Here is a 14,588-nt window from a genome sequence, read left to right as displayed (position 1 = left end):
GACTTTGATTATGTCTGACGCAGTTATTGTATCCACAGCCCGTACCGGCCTCGGCAAATCCTACCGGGGCGCCCTGAACAATACCCACAGTGTGGACCTGGCCGGACACGTGATCCGGCATGCCGTTGAGCGCGCCGGCATTGACCCCGCCATCGTTGAAGATGTCATTCTCGGTGCCAGCTTCCAGGAAGGCGCCCAGGGCCGCAATATGGCCCGCCTGGCTGCCATTCGGGCCGGCTTGCCGGTCACCACTGCCGGTATGTCGATCAACCGGTTCTGCAGCTCCGGCCTGCAAGCCATCTCTCTGGCGGCCCAGCGGGTGTTGTCCGAAAAGGTGCCCGCCATGGTCGCCGGTGGCGTTGAGTCCATCAGCCTGGTGCAGAACGAAAAGATGAACGCGTTCCACGCCACCAATGACTGGCTGATGAAGAACAAGCCGGAACTCTACCTTTCCATGATCGAGACCGCTGACATTGTCGCAAAGCGCTACGGCGTCAGCCGCGAGGCTCAGGACGAGTATGCCCTGATCAGCCAGCAACGCACCGCTGCGGCCCAGGAAGCTGGCTACTTCGACGATGAAATTGTTCCCTTTGACGCAGTGATGAAGGTCAAGGATAAGGAAACCGGCGAAGTCAGCGAAAAGAACGTCACCCTGACCAAAGACGAGTGCAACCGCCCTAACACCACCCTGGAAGGGTTGGCCGGTTTGCAGCCGGTTCGCGGCCCGGAGCAGTTCGTCACCGCAGGTAACGCCAGCCAGTTATCCGATGGTGCCTCCGTGTGCCTGGTGATGGACAGCACCTATGCCGAGAAAAACAACATCGAGCCCATGGGCATCTTCCGCGGCTTTGCAGTCGCCGGTTGCGAGCCCGACGAAATGGGCATCGGCCCGGTGTACGCCATCCCGCGCCTGCTGGAGCGAAACGGCCTGACCATGGACGATATCGACCTGTGGGAACTTAACGAAGCCTTCGCCTCCCAGGTGGTGTACTGCCGCGACAAACTCGGTATTCCCATGGACAAGCTCAACGTCAACGGCGGCTCGATCTCCATCGGTCACCCCTACGGTGTCACCGGCTCCCGCCTTACCGGCCACGCCCTGATCGAAGGCAAACGCCGGGGTGCGAAATACGTCGTGGTCACCATGTGCATCGGTGGCGGACAGGGCGCAGCCGGGTTGTTTGAAGTCGTTTAATCGGGAGTCTTTCAGGTAACAGGAGCGCCGCATGCAGCAGAAAATCATCAACCCCCAAGATCTCGCGTTCCAGCTCTACGAGCTCCACGAGGTGGAGACGACCCTGCGGTTTGACCGCTATGCTGACCACAGCCGCGACACCCTGCAAGCGGCGCTCGATCTGGCCCTGAAGGTAGCCACCGAAGAATTCGCCCCCCATGCCAGACTGGTGGACGAAGAAGAACCCCGATTTGAAAACGGCCGGGTAACCATGCGCCCGGAAGTGAAAAAAGCTCTCGATGTTCTGCGGGACACCGGCCTGATGGCCGCCAGCCAGGACTACGAACGGGGTGGCATGCAACTGCCGGCAGCCGTGGCCCAGATGTGTGTTGGCCTGCTCAAGGGCGCCAACGTGGGAACCCAGGGCTACGCTGGCCTCACCATCGCCGCCGCCAATCTGATCGTTGCCCAGGGCTCGGACCATCAGCAGCAAAAGTACGCCGAACCGATGATGGCCGGTCGCTTCTTCGGCACCATGTGCCTCACCGAACCCCATGCAGGGTCATCCCTCGGTGACCTGCGCACCCGGGCAGAGCCCCGGGAAGACGGCAGCTACCGGCTGTTCGGCAACAAAATCTACATCTCCGGCGGCGACCATGAACTCAGCGAGAACATCATCCATATGGTGCTCGCCCGATTGCCCGACGCCCCGGCAGGGGTCAAAGGCATCTCCCTGTTCATCGTCCCGAAGGTACTTGTAGAAGACGACGGCAGCCTCGGCGAACGCAATGACGTCGCCCTGGCCGGCCTGATCCACAAAATGGGCTACCGCGGCACCACCTCGACCATGCTCAACTTTGGCGAGAAAGAGGGCGCCGTCGGTTACCTCGTAGGGGAGCCGAACAACGGTCTCGCCGCCATGTTCCATATGATGAACGAAGCCCGTATCGGCGTCGGTCTGGGCTCGGTGATGCTCGGCTATACCGGCTACCTGCACGCCCTGGACTACGCCCGCGAACGCAAACAGGGCCGCCCGATAGGAGAAAAAGACCCCAACAGCCCGCAGGTTCCCCTGATCCGGCACGCCGACATCCGCCGCATGCTGCTGACCCAGAAAGCCTACGTTGAAGGGGGCCTGGCCCTGTGCCTGCAAGGCGCGGTGCTGGTGGACGAGAAAAAACACGGAGAAACCGAGGCGCAACGAACACTCGCCGCCGGCCTGCTGGATTTGCTGACACCCATTATCAAATCCTGGCCCTCCCAGTTCTGCCTGGAAGCCAACAGCCTCGCGATCCAGATCTATGGCGGCTATGGCTATACCCGCGAGTATCCGGTCGAGCAGTTCTACCGCGACAACCGCCTGAACCCGATTCACGAAGGTACCCACGGGATCCAGGGCATCGACCTGCTGGGACGCAAAGTCTCCATGGCTGGCGGCATGTACTACCTGGAGCTGATGAAGCGCATCGACGCCACTATTGACGAAGCCCGGGCTAATGAACGTCTGGCATCCTGCGCAAGCCAGTTGAGTCTGGCTGTCAACGCCATGGCTGCCGCCACCGATGCTATTAACAGCGAAAAACTGGCGGGTAACCTGGAAAAGGCCTTGGCTAATGCGTCCCTGTATCTGGAGGCCTTCGGCCACACCGTCGTCGGCTGGCTCTGGCTACGCCAGGCGCTCAAAGCCATTGCTGGGCTGGATGGAAATGGCGGGCAGACAGCGGATTTTTACGAAGGTAAAGTGAAAGCCTGCGAATTTTTTGCCCGGTATGAACTACCAAAGGTGGTTAGTCTCAGTGAGTTGTTAAAGGCGCTGGATACCACTCCATTGGAAATGGCCGACGCTGAGTTTTAGTCACTTAAGCCAGTATTCATTGAATAGATTCGGCTTTAATGGAAGCCGAATTCTAAAGCATGAGTGTGAGGATGAAAGCAGGTCTCCGAAAACCTTGCATTGCCAAGGATGGCAATGCCGAGCCCCCATGGATGGGTCTACGGTGTGTTTTCGGAGACCTGCTTTCATCCTTGCACGGCACCCGATCAGACGGTTTATAAAAACAGGGGAGTAAAAACAAATGGACAGAAAAGCAAAAGCCGTAATTTGCCGGGAATGGGGCCAGCCCGTCCAGGTAGAAACCATCAACGTGCAAGGCCCCAAACGAGGCGAAATCACTATAAAAATTGCCGCCTGCGGTGTCTGCCACAGTGACTACTCTGCCACCACCGGCAAAATCCAGTACCCGCCCCCGCTGGTGCTGGGTCACGAAGCCGCCGGTGTCATTATCGAAGTCGGCGAGGGCGTAACCGATTTTCAGGAAGGCGACCATGTGGTCAGCTCCTTCATCTCCATGTGCGGCAAATGTCGCCAATGCGTCCGGGGCCGCCCCGTACTCTGCGAAAATGCCCGCAAGGCCATGTTTACGCTGCCCGACGGCACCGTGCGCACCACCGACTCGGCGGGCAACGACCTGAATGTCTTTGGCGCCTGCGGCGTGATGGCGGAATACGCCACCTTGCACGTCGACAACGCCGTCAAAATTGAACAGGGCGTACCCTTGCAGAACGCGGCACTGGTCGGTTGTGCGGTCATGACCGGCGTTGGTGCCGTGTTCAACACCGCAAAGCTCGAGCCGGGCTCCCGGGCGGCAGTCTTCGGTGTCGGGGGCGTTGGCCTTAACGCTATCCAGGGCTGTCAGACCGCCGGTGCGGAAATGATTGTGGCGGTGGATACCAGCGATTCAAAACTGGCCACAGCCCGGGAATTCGGCGCCACCCACACCATCAACATCAATGAAGTGGAAGACGTTGCCAAAGCCGTGAAGAAACTCACCGGTGGCGTGGACTACGCCTTTGAATGTGTCGGCGCCGGGACGGTGGTCGCCCAGGCCTACAAGTGTCTGGGTCGTGGCGGTACCGCTGTGGTGGTAGGCGTCGCCGACACCAAGGACCAGACCAGTTTTGGCACCTTTTCCATGCCCGCCGATGAACGCACCATAAAAGGCAGTTGGCTGGGTTCGGCCCGCCCGCAATACGATTTTCCGAGAATCATCGCCCTGTATAAAGCGGGCAAACTCAAACTGGATGAACTGGTCACCCGCACGTATACCATCGAAGAAGCGCCCCAGGCCTTTGACGATATGATAGCCGGCAAGAATGCCCGCGGCGTGATTGTGTTCGATTGAAGGAGCAAACCATGAAGAATCTGAACAAGAACTACATCAACGGTGAATGGATCGAGTGGCGCGGCGACACCATCGACGTCAACGAAGCGGCCACTGGCGACGTTATCGCCAAAGTTCCCGCCTCCGGTCGCGCGGTCATGGAACAGGCCATCGAAGCCGCCCATAACGCGTTTGAGGGCTGGTCCGAGAGCACTCTGGGCCAGCGTATAAAGGTAATTGAACAGCTGCATGCCGGTCTCAAAGAGCGTGCTTCGGAAATCGCCGAAACCGTCAGCCGGGAAGTGGGCATGCCCATCAAACTGGCCACCGGTATCCAGGCCGGATTGCCCGCGACCGTTACCGGCAGCTACCTGAAAATGCTGCCGGACTTCCCGTTCACCGAGCAGGTGGGCAATTCCGAAGTGCAGAAAACCCCGGTGGGCGTGGTGGGGTGCATTACCCCCTGGAACTACCCGCTGCATCAGGTCATCCTCAAAGTGGTGCCGGCTCTGGCTGCCGGATGCACCATCGTGCTCAAACCCAGTGAAATCGCACCCATGAGCGCCTACATCCTGGCGGACATTCTGGACGGCACGGACTTGCCCAAGGGGGTGTTCAACATGGTGTGTGGCCTGGGGCAGGAGGTCGGCGACAGCCTGATCAAACACCCGGACGTGCGCATGGTGTCCTTCACTGGCTCCACCCGCACCGGCAGCCTGATCGCCCATGCCGCAGCAGACGATTTCAAACGCTTTGCACTGGAAATGGGGGGCAAATCTGCCTCGATCATCCTGCCGGATGCGGATCTCAAGGCCGCTGTAAAAGGCACGGTGAACAACTGCCTGCTCAACTCCGGCCAGACCTGCACCGCGCTCACCCGCATGCTGGTTCCTGCAGACCAGCACGACGAAGCCTGCGAACTTGCTGCCGAAGCGGTCGCCAAAATGACTCCGGGCAACCCGCTGGAAGAAACGACCCGTCTCGGGCCTTTGGCCTCAGCCCAGCAACGGGACAAGGTGATCGATTACATCAAACTGGGTATTGATGAAGGCGCGACCCTGGTCACCGGCGGCCCGGAAGCGCCGGAGGGTCTGGACGCAGGCTACTTCGTCAAAGCCACTGTCTTTGGCAACGTCAAGCCTGACAGCCGCATCGCCCAGGAGGAAATCTTCGGGCCGGTGCTCTGTATCATCCCTTACCGGGATGAACAAGACGCCATCCGAATTGCCAATAGTACGGACTTCGGACTCTCCGGCGCAGTCTGGTCTGGCGACCAGGACAAAGCCAAAGCCGTCGCCGGCAAGATGCGCACCGGCCAGGTATTTGTCAACGGCGGGGCATTTAACCCACTGGCACCGTTTGGTGGTTTCGGGCACTCCGGCATTGGTCGGGAGTTCGGCAAGTGGGGGCTGGAAGAGTTTCTGGAAGTGCGCTCTCTGCAACTTTAACCGAGGTAGACACACAGCATGAGTATATGGACCGTTACGCCCACGTTGGAAGACATGCGGGCACATTGCCGCGAAACTGCCGTTGAACACCTGGGCATCGAGTTTCTGGAGGTGGGTGACGATTACATCAAGGCCCGCATGCCAGTGGATAACCGCACGGTCCAGCCTGCCCGTATTCTCCATGGCGGCGCCTCGGTAGTCCTGGCGGAAACCCTCGGCAGCGTGGCTGCCAATCACTGCCTGCGCAAGGACGGCCAGGTGGGGGTCGGCCTGGAAATCAACGCCAACCACATCCGCTCAGTCACCACCGGCTGGGTTTACGGAACCTCCAGACCGCTGCACATCGGTGGTTCGACCCAGGTCTGGGAAATCCGGATCGAGACCGAAGACAGCAAGCTGGTGTGCATCTCGCGGATCACCATGGCGATAATTGACGCGCGCTGATGAGATTGAAGACATGAAAGCCCGCTTTATGCGGGCTTTTTGATATGGTTTTTACAGAGGGCACCCTCAGCCTGACAAACCCAGACTCTCATTATCCTTCTCGATACAACGATCCAGCAACGTCAGGTACTCGGCTTTGGCCTTGAGCTTGGTTTGCCGATGAGCCCTCATGTTCAGCTTCCGGAACTGTTGGGCAAGCTCGTTGGCACGGGCCATCAGGTGTTCCGGTGCAACAACCTCGTCCAGAAAGCCTGCTTCCACGGCGCCTTCGGGGCTGTATATTTCGGCGTTGATCACCGAACGGTAGAAATGCGCCGGTGCCAACCGGTGACGCGCTATTTCAATACCTGCATGGTGCATGGTCATACCGATGGCCACTTCGTTGAGGCCCAACTTGAAGCTGCCCTCGATGCCAATGCGGTGGTCCACGGACAGCAGGATAAACGCACCCTTGGCAATGGCATGACCACTGCAGGCGCCAATCACCGGTAACGGAAATGCCGCCAGGCGACGAGTCAGTCTGGAGCCGGTGGACACCAGGGCTGATGCCTCCTTCGGGCCTTTCTGCATTTCTTTCAGATCATAACCGCCGGAAAAAATGCCCGGCTGGCCGGTCAGAATAACAACCGCCTTATCCTCTTCAGCGCGATCGAGCGCCTGATTCAGCGCGTCAAACACCTCGTGATTCAGCGCATTTGCCTTGCCGTTACTGATAACAATCGTCGCGATGCCATCACTGAGTTGATAATTTACCAGATCCGTCACTGGCCTATCCTCTTGCTGGTTGTCGTAATGTCGGGGTGAACTGTGCCAGCTTCTTCGGGCCGCCTCAATGATTTCATATTTGCTACCTGATCCAGTAGCCTGGGGTGTTCGTCTAACTGGTTAACTCGTTCAATGAGGTTCGCGTTCAGACATAAAGGAGAATTGTCATGGGACAGATTATTGCCGGACGCTTTGACGTCCACGAAAACGCCGAATTGGTGCACCAGGCTCTTCAGGATGCTGGCTTCGAAGCCGCTTCGCTATCGATTTTCTTTGTAAACCCCCACGGTCAGCACGGAACCCACCCCATCGGGGGAGATGAGAGTGCTTCGCCCGGCGCTGAAAATGCCGGTAAGGGCGCGGGCGCGGGCGCTGGTGTCGGGGCCGCAGCAGGTGCGGCCGCAGGTTCGGCCGCAGGTCCGCTCGGCGCTGTTATCGGAGGCGGCGTGGGGGCTTACACAGGATCACTGGCAGGTGCTTTGCAATCTACAGATGAGTCCTCAGAAGTTAATAAAGCCGCCACCGATGCCAATGAGCCCGACAACCAATTCACGGAACGCAAATCCGGTGTTCATCTTGCAGTAGATGTAAGCAATGGTGACGCAAAAAAAGCGATTGAAGTCCTTCGGACCTATAAAGCCGAAGATATTGAGCAGGCAGAAGGCACGCTACGGGATGGAAAGTGGGTGGATTTCGACCCGACCCGAGCCGTGCGACTGGTTTAATTAACTGGGCAGGAATATGCAAACTCTTGTTGTCAAACGGACCATCGCAGCGCCAATCGATCAGGTATTTGAGCTATTAAGTGACCATGCCGGTTATTCAGCATTCGCCGGCATCAAAGACGCCAGACTGCTCAAGGAAGGTCAGCAGGAACGTAATGGCGACGGGGCAGTGCGGCGTATCGATCTGGGCGCTGTGTGGTTTGAAGAAGAAATCAGCAATTTCCAGCGCCCAATAGCCATGGACTACAAAATTCTCCGTTCACGTCCACCGATTGATCACGAGAGTGGCCGAATCCGCCTGGAAGAAACTCCCGAAGGCACTGCCGTTACCTGGACTTCTGTGTTCCGCGTCAGTATTCCTCTGATCGGCCTGGTGCTCACCCCCATAGCGGCCAAAGCTGGCCAAAAAGCTTTCAGCTCAATGCTGAAGGCGATAGAGAAGAAGCTCACGTGAGCTTCCTCGCCCCAGTGAATATCACCATTCAGAGCGAATACTGATGTGCCAGGAATCGCTGTAAACATGCCCTGGATGCCGTTGTTCCCCTCCCTGTCTGACTGAAAAACTTACCACCTATACGGTAAAAAAGGCCACAAGCTCCCTGCCTGTAGCCCGGCCTTCATATACTCCATCGCAGGTTTGCCTGAAACAAGAATGTGGCCCAGAGCTCCAGACTATTGATGACAAGCCTTGGGAGACTGGAGCATTCAAAAGTTTGTCATTTCTCCAAAGCTGGCCTGTTCTTCGCTTATTTATCTAGAACACCAACTAACAGGAGATGGGATCATGAGAGATGAGGATATTCTTACCGCCTGTATCGCCGCCTGTGACCGCTGCGCAGCTGCATGCGATCATTGCTCGGTGGCCTGTCTGCAGGAGGATAACGTGGCCCATATGGCCAAGTGTATCCAGTTAGATATGGATTGCGCCGCGTCATGCAGATTCACCGCAGGAGCGCTGGCAAGGAAGAGCGAATTCTCCTCCACGATTGCGCGTATGTGTGCAGAAATCTGCAGAGCGTGTGGGCAAGAGTGCGGACAGCATGATCACAAGCATTGCCAGGAGTGTGCCCGCGCTTGCGAGGAGTGCGCGCACATATGTGAGGAGCTGGCGGCTTGAAGCCTATGCCAGACAAACGGGCGCCGAAAGGAAAACCCGGGAAAGACCGATTGGATGTAATCATTCACGGAGAAAAACCCTCCTGAGGGAGATCAATGGGTTCATGAACTCAAGTTTGACGGTTACCGACTGCTGGCAAAATTCAGCGACGGCAAGGTTACTCTGCTTACGCGCAACGCCAAAGACAGGACTCGTCTTTTTCCCGCGATTCGTGATGCTTTGGAGAAGCTGCCTGTCCGAAACGCTGTTATCGACGGTGAGCTTGTAGGTCCCCAACTGGACGGGTCCACGGATCACGTCCAGAGGCAGGGTGCGGATTTTTTCAGGGAAGTATGCCAGTTGGGTCTGGAGGGCGTGGTGTCCAAGCGGAGTGATGCCCATTATCAGAACGGCCGCCGTTCGACCTGGATAAAAACCAAATGTACCCGCCAGGAAGAGTTTGTAGTTGGGGGCTTTACGCGGGCTTCCGGTCGAAGGCAGGGCTTCGGTTCGCTGTTGTTGGGAGCTTATGATGACGACCAGCTCGTGTACGCGGGGGAGTCGGGTCCGGGTTCAGTAGCCGGCAACTCACCGCGTTGTATCAGACCATAGCCGCCATTGAGACCGAAACAATGCCCTTCGTCAGTCTGCCACCGGAGGCGGAAGGTGCCCGTTGAATCGAGCCCCAAATTGTGGTGGATATAGAATTTACCGAAAGAACCGAAAGTGGGGTGCTCCGGCATCCGGTATTCCGGGGCCAGAGAGAGGATAAGACTGCAAGGGAGATCACCATGACCAATCGTCCCCGCGCGTCGGAACCATCTTCCAGGATCGACAAACCGGATAACCAGCCTCTGGTCGCCGATGTGCCGATTACCCATCCCGAGCGACTGCTCTATCCTGACCAGGGTATTACCAAGGCAGACGTTGCCCAATTCTATGAAGATATAGGGCAGTGGATACTCCCCCATTTAAATGATCGGCCCTTATCTTTGCTCCGTTGTCCTGACGGCCTGGCCGGCGAGTGTTTCTTCCAGAAGCACCCTGATAAAAACTTTGCCAAGGACGTTCCTCGCGTGGCGATCCCGGAAAAAAGTGGAGGCTATTCAGATTATGTATACCTGAATTCGGTGACCGAGCTGGTCTGGCTGGTGCAGTTCGGGGTGCTCGAGTTTCATCCTTGGGGTTGCCGAATCGATGATCTCGAGCGCCCGGATACGCTCATCTTCGATCTTGACCCCGATCCGGATTTGCCCTGGAAAGTAATTGCCGATACTGCAACAGGGCTTCGTGAGCGTTTGACAACCCTTGGTCTCACCAGTTTTCTTCAGGCCACCGGAGGCAAGGGGCTTCACCTGATCGTGCCCATTACGCCCAAACTGGACTGGGACAAGGTCAAGGCCTTTGCGCAAGCAGTCTCGCAAGCCCATGCGGGGGATTCACCGAAAACCCTGACCACCAATATGTCAAAGAGCAAACGGAAGGGAAAAGTGTTCATCGACTACCTTCGTAACGGGAGGGGTAGTACCAGTATTGCGCGCTATTCAACCCGGGCAAATGCTCATGCGACTGTAGCGACACCTCTTCGCTGGGATGAACTTAGCCGCGGTGCGTCATCAAATCGATACACGGTTACCAACCTGCGTCGACGTCTCAGTGCCCTTAAAGCGGACCCATGGGAGAGCTATGAGGAAGCCCGGGCTCCCATCACCCGAACCACGCTGAAACGAGTAAATCTGGAGTAAAACGAATGGCAAGAAAAACACCAGAAGAGCAGGCCGGCAGCGGGCCAAGATGGTGGCTGATCGAGGGGTCAGAAATTTGCAGCATTTGTGAGGCAGCCGTTCAGCCCGAAATACTGGAGTTCTGCGCGGCATGCGATCAGGGAATTTGCCCACTTTGTCTCGGCGAAGTTGAGTCGACAGGATCGGTTTCATACCCGGCCTGCGGGGGTGAATATCAGCAGGAAAGTGGCAAGGGGAACGATTGATGACAGCACGGGCGAGCTGGAAAGGCGTATTATCTTTCGCCGACATTGAAGTTCCTGCCCTATGAAGCCATAGACCATCGCTGGTACGACAGACCCTATTATCTGGGCCCTGATGACTCCCTGGATGCTTATACCGCACTTGCCGAAGCGCTGAAGACAACCAGGCGGGAAGGGTTGGCGCACTGGGTTATGCGCAACAAGGAATACCATGGTGCACTTCGACTTTTCCAGGGCTACCCCATGCTGATGTCACCGCGCTCGCAGGAACAGGTTGTGTCTATTGATGAGCTTGAGGCGACGAAAGGTAAACCCCTGGATCAAAGGGAGCTGAACATGGCACGGCAGTTGATCAGTATGTTGGAAGCGCGTTTTGATCCTGAAGAATATCAGGATGAATACAGGGGTCGGGTGCTGGAGTTAATAGAGAAAAAACAGAAAGGCGACCGTATCAAACGCCCCAGGCAAAGACCTGAAAAACCGATGGATGATATCTCGAAGGCGCTTGAAGCCAGTCTGGAAGGAATGGAAAATGGTAGATAGCCAGGGTCAACCCCTACGCTGAGGTTACTTCTGTGAGAAAGAGAATCGGGCGCTTGAGCAGGATGAAATCGTTCGCGAATACCCCGTCGACAAGTCTCAGTTCGTGATTGTTGAAGACGAAGAACTGGAGGACCTGGCGAGCTTGTGGCCCGCCTGGCACTGGGTCTGCAGCATGAGCAACAACATCAGGAACTCCAATCCTCTCAACCTGTCGAGCCCCAAGCCATGGAATGGCTCGATTATGAGGCCGGGTTGGAATTCATGTCTTTTATCGAGGACAACGGCCAGCGTCCCAACGGCCTCCCTCGAAGGGCTGAAAAAAGTAGCTGGTTTCGGCGCATCTTATCTGGAAGCGGACATTAATGGGCTATTACACCTGGCAAGAGGTTCTCAGGGGGACTGAGCCCTCATGCCGGGTAATACCTCACTAACTCCCCTCTACTTTGTCCTGCGTCCGCTTCTCAAAATCACTGGCATCGTGCCGTTCATGTAGCTGCTCGCTGGGTTCGCCCCAGGTGCGGTTTACCATCCGGCCCCGTTTTACGCCGGGCCGCTGGCCGACTTCTCCGGTCCACCTCAATAGGTGCTTGTAGCTGTGCGCTTCCAGAAACTCTGCCGCTTCATACACCTTGTTGGTCACTAACGCGCCGTACCAGGGCCAGATAGCCATATCGGCAATGGTGTACTGGTCGCCGGCGATATACCGGTTATTCGCCAACTGTCGATCGAGCACGTCCAGTTGCCGTTTTACTTCCATGGTGAAGCGGTTGATGGGGTATTCGTACTTCTCCGGCGCATAGGCGTAAAAATGCCCGAAACCGCCGCCAAGGAAGGGTCCGCTGCCCATCTGCCAGAACAGCCAGTTCATGGCTTCGGTGCGTTGGGCGATGTCATGGGGCAGGAACTCGCCAAATTTTTCAGCCAGATAAAGCAGGATGGAGCCGGACTCGAATACCCGGATGGCGGGCTCGGTACTGTGGTCCATCAGGGCGGGAATCTTGGAGTTGGGGTTTACGCCAACAAAGCCGCTACCAAACTGCTCGCCTTCGGTAATCCGGATCGGCCAGGCGTCGTACTCGGCGTCCTTGACGCCTTTCTCCAGCAGTTCTTCGAACATGATGGTGGCCTTTACCCCGTTTGGGGTGGCCAGTGAATACAGCTGAAAGGGGTGTTTTCCCACCGGCAGTTCTTTGTTATGGGTGGGGCCGGCAATCGGTCGATTGATGTTGGCGAAGGTCCCGCCGCTTTCAGCATCCCATTGCCAGACTTTTGGTGGCGTGTAGGTTGGATCGCTCATGAATAAGAGCCCTCGTTGGTCAATGTGTGATTTGAAGTGACTGGAAGGGTAGCGGTTCCAGGTGCGGGTTCCCATGAGTTTTACCCACGACTTCCCGCTGATCTGCGGTTACCACGGCCCCACCACATACCCGAGTTTTTCCGGCAGCCAGAGCGCAATGCCCGGAATCAGCATGACCAGCAACAAACTGACGGTCATGGCGGCGACAAATATCAACGCCCAACCAATAGTGTGCTCCAGGCGGATGTTGGCGATACGGGTGGTGACCATCAGGTTAACAGCCACAGGCGGCGTGAATTGGCCGATCGCAATGTTCATGGCCAGCAGGATACCGAACCAGATCGGATTCCAGCCGAAATGGTTCATCAGGGGTAATACGATAGGAATCAGGATCAGGTAAATCGATATGGCGTCCAGCAGCATGCCGGCAATCAGCACCAGTACCATCACCAGGCCAAGCAGCACCCAGCCATTATCAGACAGCGACAATAGTGCGTCGGCCAGGTGCTGGAAAGTACCAAGGGTGGAGCCTGCCCAGGCGAAAATGCCGGCCAGGGCAATAATGAACATGACAACGCCAGAGGTAACGGCGGCCTCCGTCATCAGGTTCCACAGGTCCTTGAGGCTGAGGTTGCGATATACCAGGCAGCCAATAATCACCCCATAAGTGACGGCGACCACTGCTGCCTCGGTAGGTGTAAACAGGCCGGAGCGCAGGCCGCCAAGAATGATTACCGGGGCAAACAGCGCCGGTAATGCAGCTTTGAAGCTGGGCCAGAAGGGTGGTCGTACGGCGATTTCCGGGTCTTCCCAACGGTATTTTTTTGCGAAGTAAAGTGCGGGGACGAGCAAAGACAGCCCGGCGAGCACGCCCGGAAACAAACCGGCGGCAAACAGTGCCCGCAAATCCACGCCCGGCACCACGATAGAATAAAGAATCAGGGCGATGGAGGGTGGGATCAGGATCGCGGTGGAGGAGGAGGCCGCGATCAAAGTGGCGGAAAACGGCTGCGGATAACCGGCCTTGCGCATACTGGGCAGCATAACCATCGCCACCGCTGCTGCGTCCGCCGGGCCAGAACCACTCATGCCGCCCATAATCAGGCAGACCAGTACCGCCACCACGGTCAGGCCGCCATGTCGAGGGCCGATGATGGCCTGGGCGAAACGCACCAGGCTGGCGGCCACTCCGGCGCGTTCGAAAATCAGGCCGGTGAGAATAAACAGGGGGATCGCAATCAGCGGGTATTTGGCCACGCTGTTGTAGGTATTGGTGCCAAACGTCGCCAACATGTCCGGAGGCAACCCGGTGAGGATGCCAACTGCGCCACCAACGCCCAAGGCAATCGCCACCGGCACCCCCAACAGTAACGCCACCAGGAAGGCACCGATCATCAGCAGGTCAGGATTCATGAATTACCCCTGGCTCTTGCTTGCCCCTGAGGCGATCGATGAGATTCTGGGTCAGCCGAATGATGATGGCGCCAGCCAGTAACGGCAGCCAGATGACGTAAACCCAGTTCGGCAGCCCCAGCCCCGGTGACAGCGACTCCCACTGGTATTCCTGCAGTGTCAGTACGCCGCCATACCAGGCGGTCAGGCCCAGCACGAAGACACCGGCCAGCCACTGCGCCACGTAAACGACTTTTCTCGCCCGTGGCGGCAGGTAGTGCTCGATCAGTTCGATGCGAATGTGCTGGTTATGGCGTGCCGCCACCGCGGCACCGCCAAAGGTGACCAGTACCAGCAAAAACACCGAGAACTCTTCGGTGAAAGCAAAGGAGGCATCGGTGGCATAGCGCACGATTACGTTGCCGAGACTGATCACGCAGATCGCAATCAGTGAAAGGGTCGCCAGCCAGGCTTCAGGCTTGAACTTCGGGGGTCGGGTGGGCATGGGTACTCCGGTTAAGCCGGTTCATCCGGTCCAGACAATAGCGCGCCCGCC

Annotated in this window: 15 protein-coding genes; 11 read left to right on the top strand and 4 right to left on the bottom strand. The window is 57.3% G+C overall.

The window, feature by feature from the left end; translation table 11 throughout:
- Window positions 1-10 precede the first annotated feature (10 nt).
- The 5 genes from F6Y09_RS17415 to F6Y09_RS17395 all read left to right on the top strand — a co-directional run bounded on the left by F6Y09_RS17415 (window position 11) and on the right by F6Y09_RS17395 (window position 6,227).
- The gene (locus tag F6Y09_RS17415; RefSeq protein WP_152208205.1) at window positions 11-1,195 is read left to right on the top strand and encodes an acetyl-CoA C-acyltransferase; all 1,185 of its coding nucleotides are present in this window, start codon (window positions 11-13) and stop codon (window positions 1,193-1,195) included.
- Between the two features lie 31 nt (window positions 1,196-1,226).
- Complete coding sequence (locus tag F6Y09_RS17410) at window positions 1,227-3,029, top strand: acyl-CoA dehydrogenase (RefSeq protein ID WP_152208204.1); 1,803 nt, start codon at window positions 1,227-1,229, stop codon at window positions 3,027-3,029.
- A gap of 220 nt (window positions 3,030-3,249) precedes the next feature.
- Window positions 3,250-4,356, top strand: coding sequence for a zinc-binding dehydrogenase (locus F6Y09_RS17405; RefSeq protein ID WP_152208203.1), 1,107 nt, complete (start codon window positions 3,250-3,252; stop codon window positions 4,354-4,356).
- A gap of 11 nt (window positions 4,357-4,367) precedes the next feature.
- The gene (locus F6Y09_RS17400; protein WP_152208202.1) at window positions 4,368-5,783 is read left to right on the top strand and encodes an aldehyde dehydrogenase family protein; all 1,416 of its coding nucleotides are present in this window, start codon (window positions 4,368-4,370) and stop codon (window positions 5,781-5,783) included.
- An 18-nt stretch (window positions 5,784-5,801) separates the two neighbouring features.
- Entirely contained in the window at window positions 5,802-6,227 is a 426-nt protein-coding gene (locus F6Y09_RS17395) for a hotdog fold thioesterase (RefSeq protein WP_152208201.1), read from the top strand.
- A gap of 66 nt (window positions 6,228-6,293) precedes the next feature.
- Here the strand turns inward: F6Y09_RS17395 and F6Y09_RS17390 are convergent, their stop codons facing one another.
- Complete coding sequence (locus F6Y09_RS17390) at window positions 6,294-6,992, bottom strand: crotonase/enoyl-CoA hydratase family protein (protein WP_152208200.1); 699 nt, start codon at window positions 6,990-6,992, stop codon at window positions 6,294-6,296.
- 167 nt (window positions 6,993-7,159) lie between these two features.
- Here F6Y09_RS17390 and F6Y09_RS20205 point away from each other — a divergent pair, with 167 nt between their 5' ends.
- The 6 genes from F6Y09_RS20205 to F6Y09_RS17360 all read left to right on the top strand — a co-directional run bounded on the left by F6Y09_RS20205 (window position 7,160) and on the right by F6Y09_RS17360 (window position 11,343).
- Window positions 7,160-7,717: a hypothetical protein gene (locus F6Y09_RS20205; RefSeq protein ID WP_179959457.1), complete on the top strand. Its 558-nt coding sequence runs from the start codon at window positions 7,160-7,162 to the stop codon at window positions 7,715-7,717.
- Window positions 7,718-7,733: 16 nt separating this feature from the next.
- On the top strand, window positions 7,734-8,171 hold the full coding sequence (locus F6Y09_RS17380; RefSeq protein ID WP_152208199.1) for an SRPBCC family protein: 438 nt from the start codon (window positions 7,734-7,736) through the stop codon (window positions 8,169-8,171).
- A gap of 330 nt (window positions 8,172-8,501) precedes the next feature.
- Entirely contained in the window at window positions 8,502-8,834 is a 333-nt protein-coding gene (locus tag F6Y09_RS17375; RefSeq protein ID WP_152208198.1) for a four-helix bundle copper-binding protein, read from the top strand.
- Between the two features lie 129 nt (window positions 8,835-8,963).
- Window positions 8,964-9,425 (top strand): ATP-dependent DNA ligase, encoded by a 462-nt coding sequence (locus F6Y09_RS20900; RefSeq protein ID WP_425481861.1) that lies wholly within the window; start codon window positions 8,964-8,966, stop codon window positions 9,423-9,425.
- A 65-nt stretch (window positions 9,426-9,490) separates the two neighbouring features.
- On the top strand, window positions 9,491-10,558 hold the full coding sequence (gene ligD / locus F6Y09_RS17365) for a DNA ligase D (RefSeq protein ID WP_152208197.1): 1,068 nt from the start codon (window positions 9,491-9,493) through the stop codon (window positions 10,556-10,558).
- Window positions 10,559-10,848: 290 nt separating this feature from the next.
- Window positions 10,849-11,343, top strand: a complete 495-nt coding sequence (locus tag F6Y09_RS17360; protein ID WP_179959454.1) for a Ku protein — start codon at window positions 10,849-10,851, stop codon at window positions 11,341-11,343.
- A gap of 427 nt (window positions 11,344-11,770) precedes the next feature.
- Here the strand turns inward: F6Y09_RS17360 and yghU are convergent, their stop codons facing one another.
- From yghU to F6Y09_RS17345, 3 genes are all read right to left on the bottom strand, one after another.
- The gene (gene yghU, locus F6Y09_RS17355; RefSeq protein ID WP_152208195.1) at window positions 11,771-12,640 is read right to left on the bottom strand and encodes a glutathione-dependent disulfide-bond oxidoreductase; all 870 of its coding nucleotides are present in this window, start codon (window positions 12,638-12,640) and stop codon (window positions 11,771-11,773) included.
- A gap of 108 nt (window positions 12,641-12,748) precedes the next feature.
- Complete coding sequence (locus F6Y09_RS17350) at window positions 12,749-14,053, bottom strand: TRAP transporter large permease (RefSeq protein ID WP_152208194.1); 1,305 nt, start codon at window positions 14,051-14,053, stop codon at window positions 12,749-12,751.
- Window positions 14,043-14,537: a TRAP transporter small permease gene (locus tag F6Y09_RS17345; RefSeq protein WP_152208193.1), complete on the bottom strand. Its 495-nt coding sequence runs from the start codon at window positions 14,535-14,537 to the stop codon at window positions 14,043-14,045. The genes F6Y09_RS17350 and F6Y09_RS17345 overlap by 11 nt, the downstream gene beginning before the upstream one ends.
- Window positions 14,538-14,588: the final 51 nt, after the last annotated feature.

Origin of the sequence: Marinobacter changyiensis, from assembly GCF_009193265.1 — a bacterium.
In the GTDB taxonomy this organism is placed as follows: Bacteria; Pseudomonadota; Gammaproteobacteria; order Pseudomonadales; family Oleiphilaceae; genus Marinobacter; species Marinobacter changyiensis.
This window is presented reverse-complemented; position numbering and strand designations above follow the sequence as displayed.

Bases quoted from the DNA above. Each gene is read 5' to 3' on its own strand.
- F6Y09_RS17415 (WP_152208205.1), top strand. From the start codon at position 11: ATGTCTGACGCAGTTATTGTATCCACAGCCCGTACCGGCCTCGGCAAA.
- F6Y09_RS17410 (WP_152208204.1), top strand. From the start codon at position 1,227: ATGCAGCAGAAAATCATCAACCCCCAAGATCTCGCGTTCCAGCTCTAC.
- F6Y09_RS17405 (WP_152208203.1), top strand. From the start codon at position 3,250: ATGGACAGAAAAGCAAAAGCCGTAATTTGCCGGGAATGGGGCCAGCCC.
- F6Y09_RS17400 (WP_152208202.1), top strand. From the start codon at position 4,368: ATGAAGAATCTGAACAAGAACTACATCAACGGTGAATGGATCGAGTGG.
- F6Y09_RS17395 (WP_152208201.1), top strand. From the start codon at position 5,802: ATGAGTATATGGACCGTTACGCCCACGTTGGAAGACATGCGGGCACAT.
- F6Y09_RS20205 (WP_179959457.1), top strand. From the start codon at position 7,160: ATGGGACAGATTATTGCCGGACGCTTTGACGTCCACGAAAACGCCGAA.
- F6Y09_RS17380 (WP_152208199.1), top strand. From the start codon at position 7,734: ATGCAAACTCTTGTTGTCAAACGGACCATCGCAGCGCCAATCGATCAG.
- F6Y09_RS17375 (WP_152208198.1), top strand. From the start codon at position 8,502: ATGAGAGATGAGGATATTCTTACCGCCTGTATCGCCGCCTGTGACCGC.
- yghU (WP_152208195.1), bottom strand. From the start codon at position 12,640: ATGAGCGATCCAACCTACACGCCACCAAAAGTCTGGCAATGGGATGCT.
- F6Y09_RS17350 (WP_152208194.1), bottom strand. From the start codon at position 14,053: ATGAATCCTGACCTGCTGATGATCGGTGCCTTCCTGGTGGCGTTACTG.
- F6Y09_RS17345 (WP_152208193.1), bottom strand. From the start codon at position 14,537: ATGCCCACCCGACCCCCGAAGTTCAAGCCTGAAGCCTGGCTGGCGACC.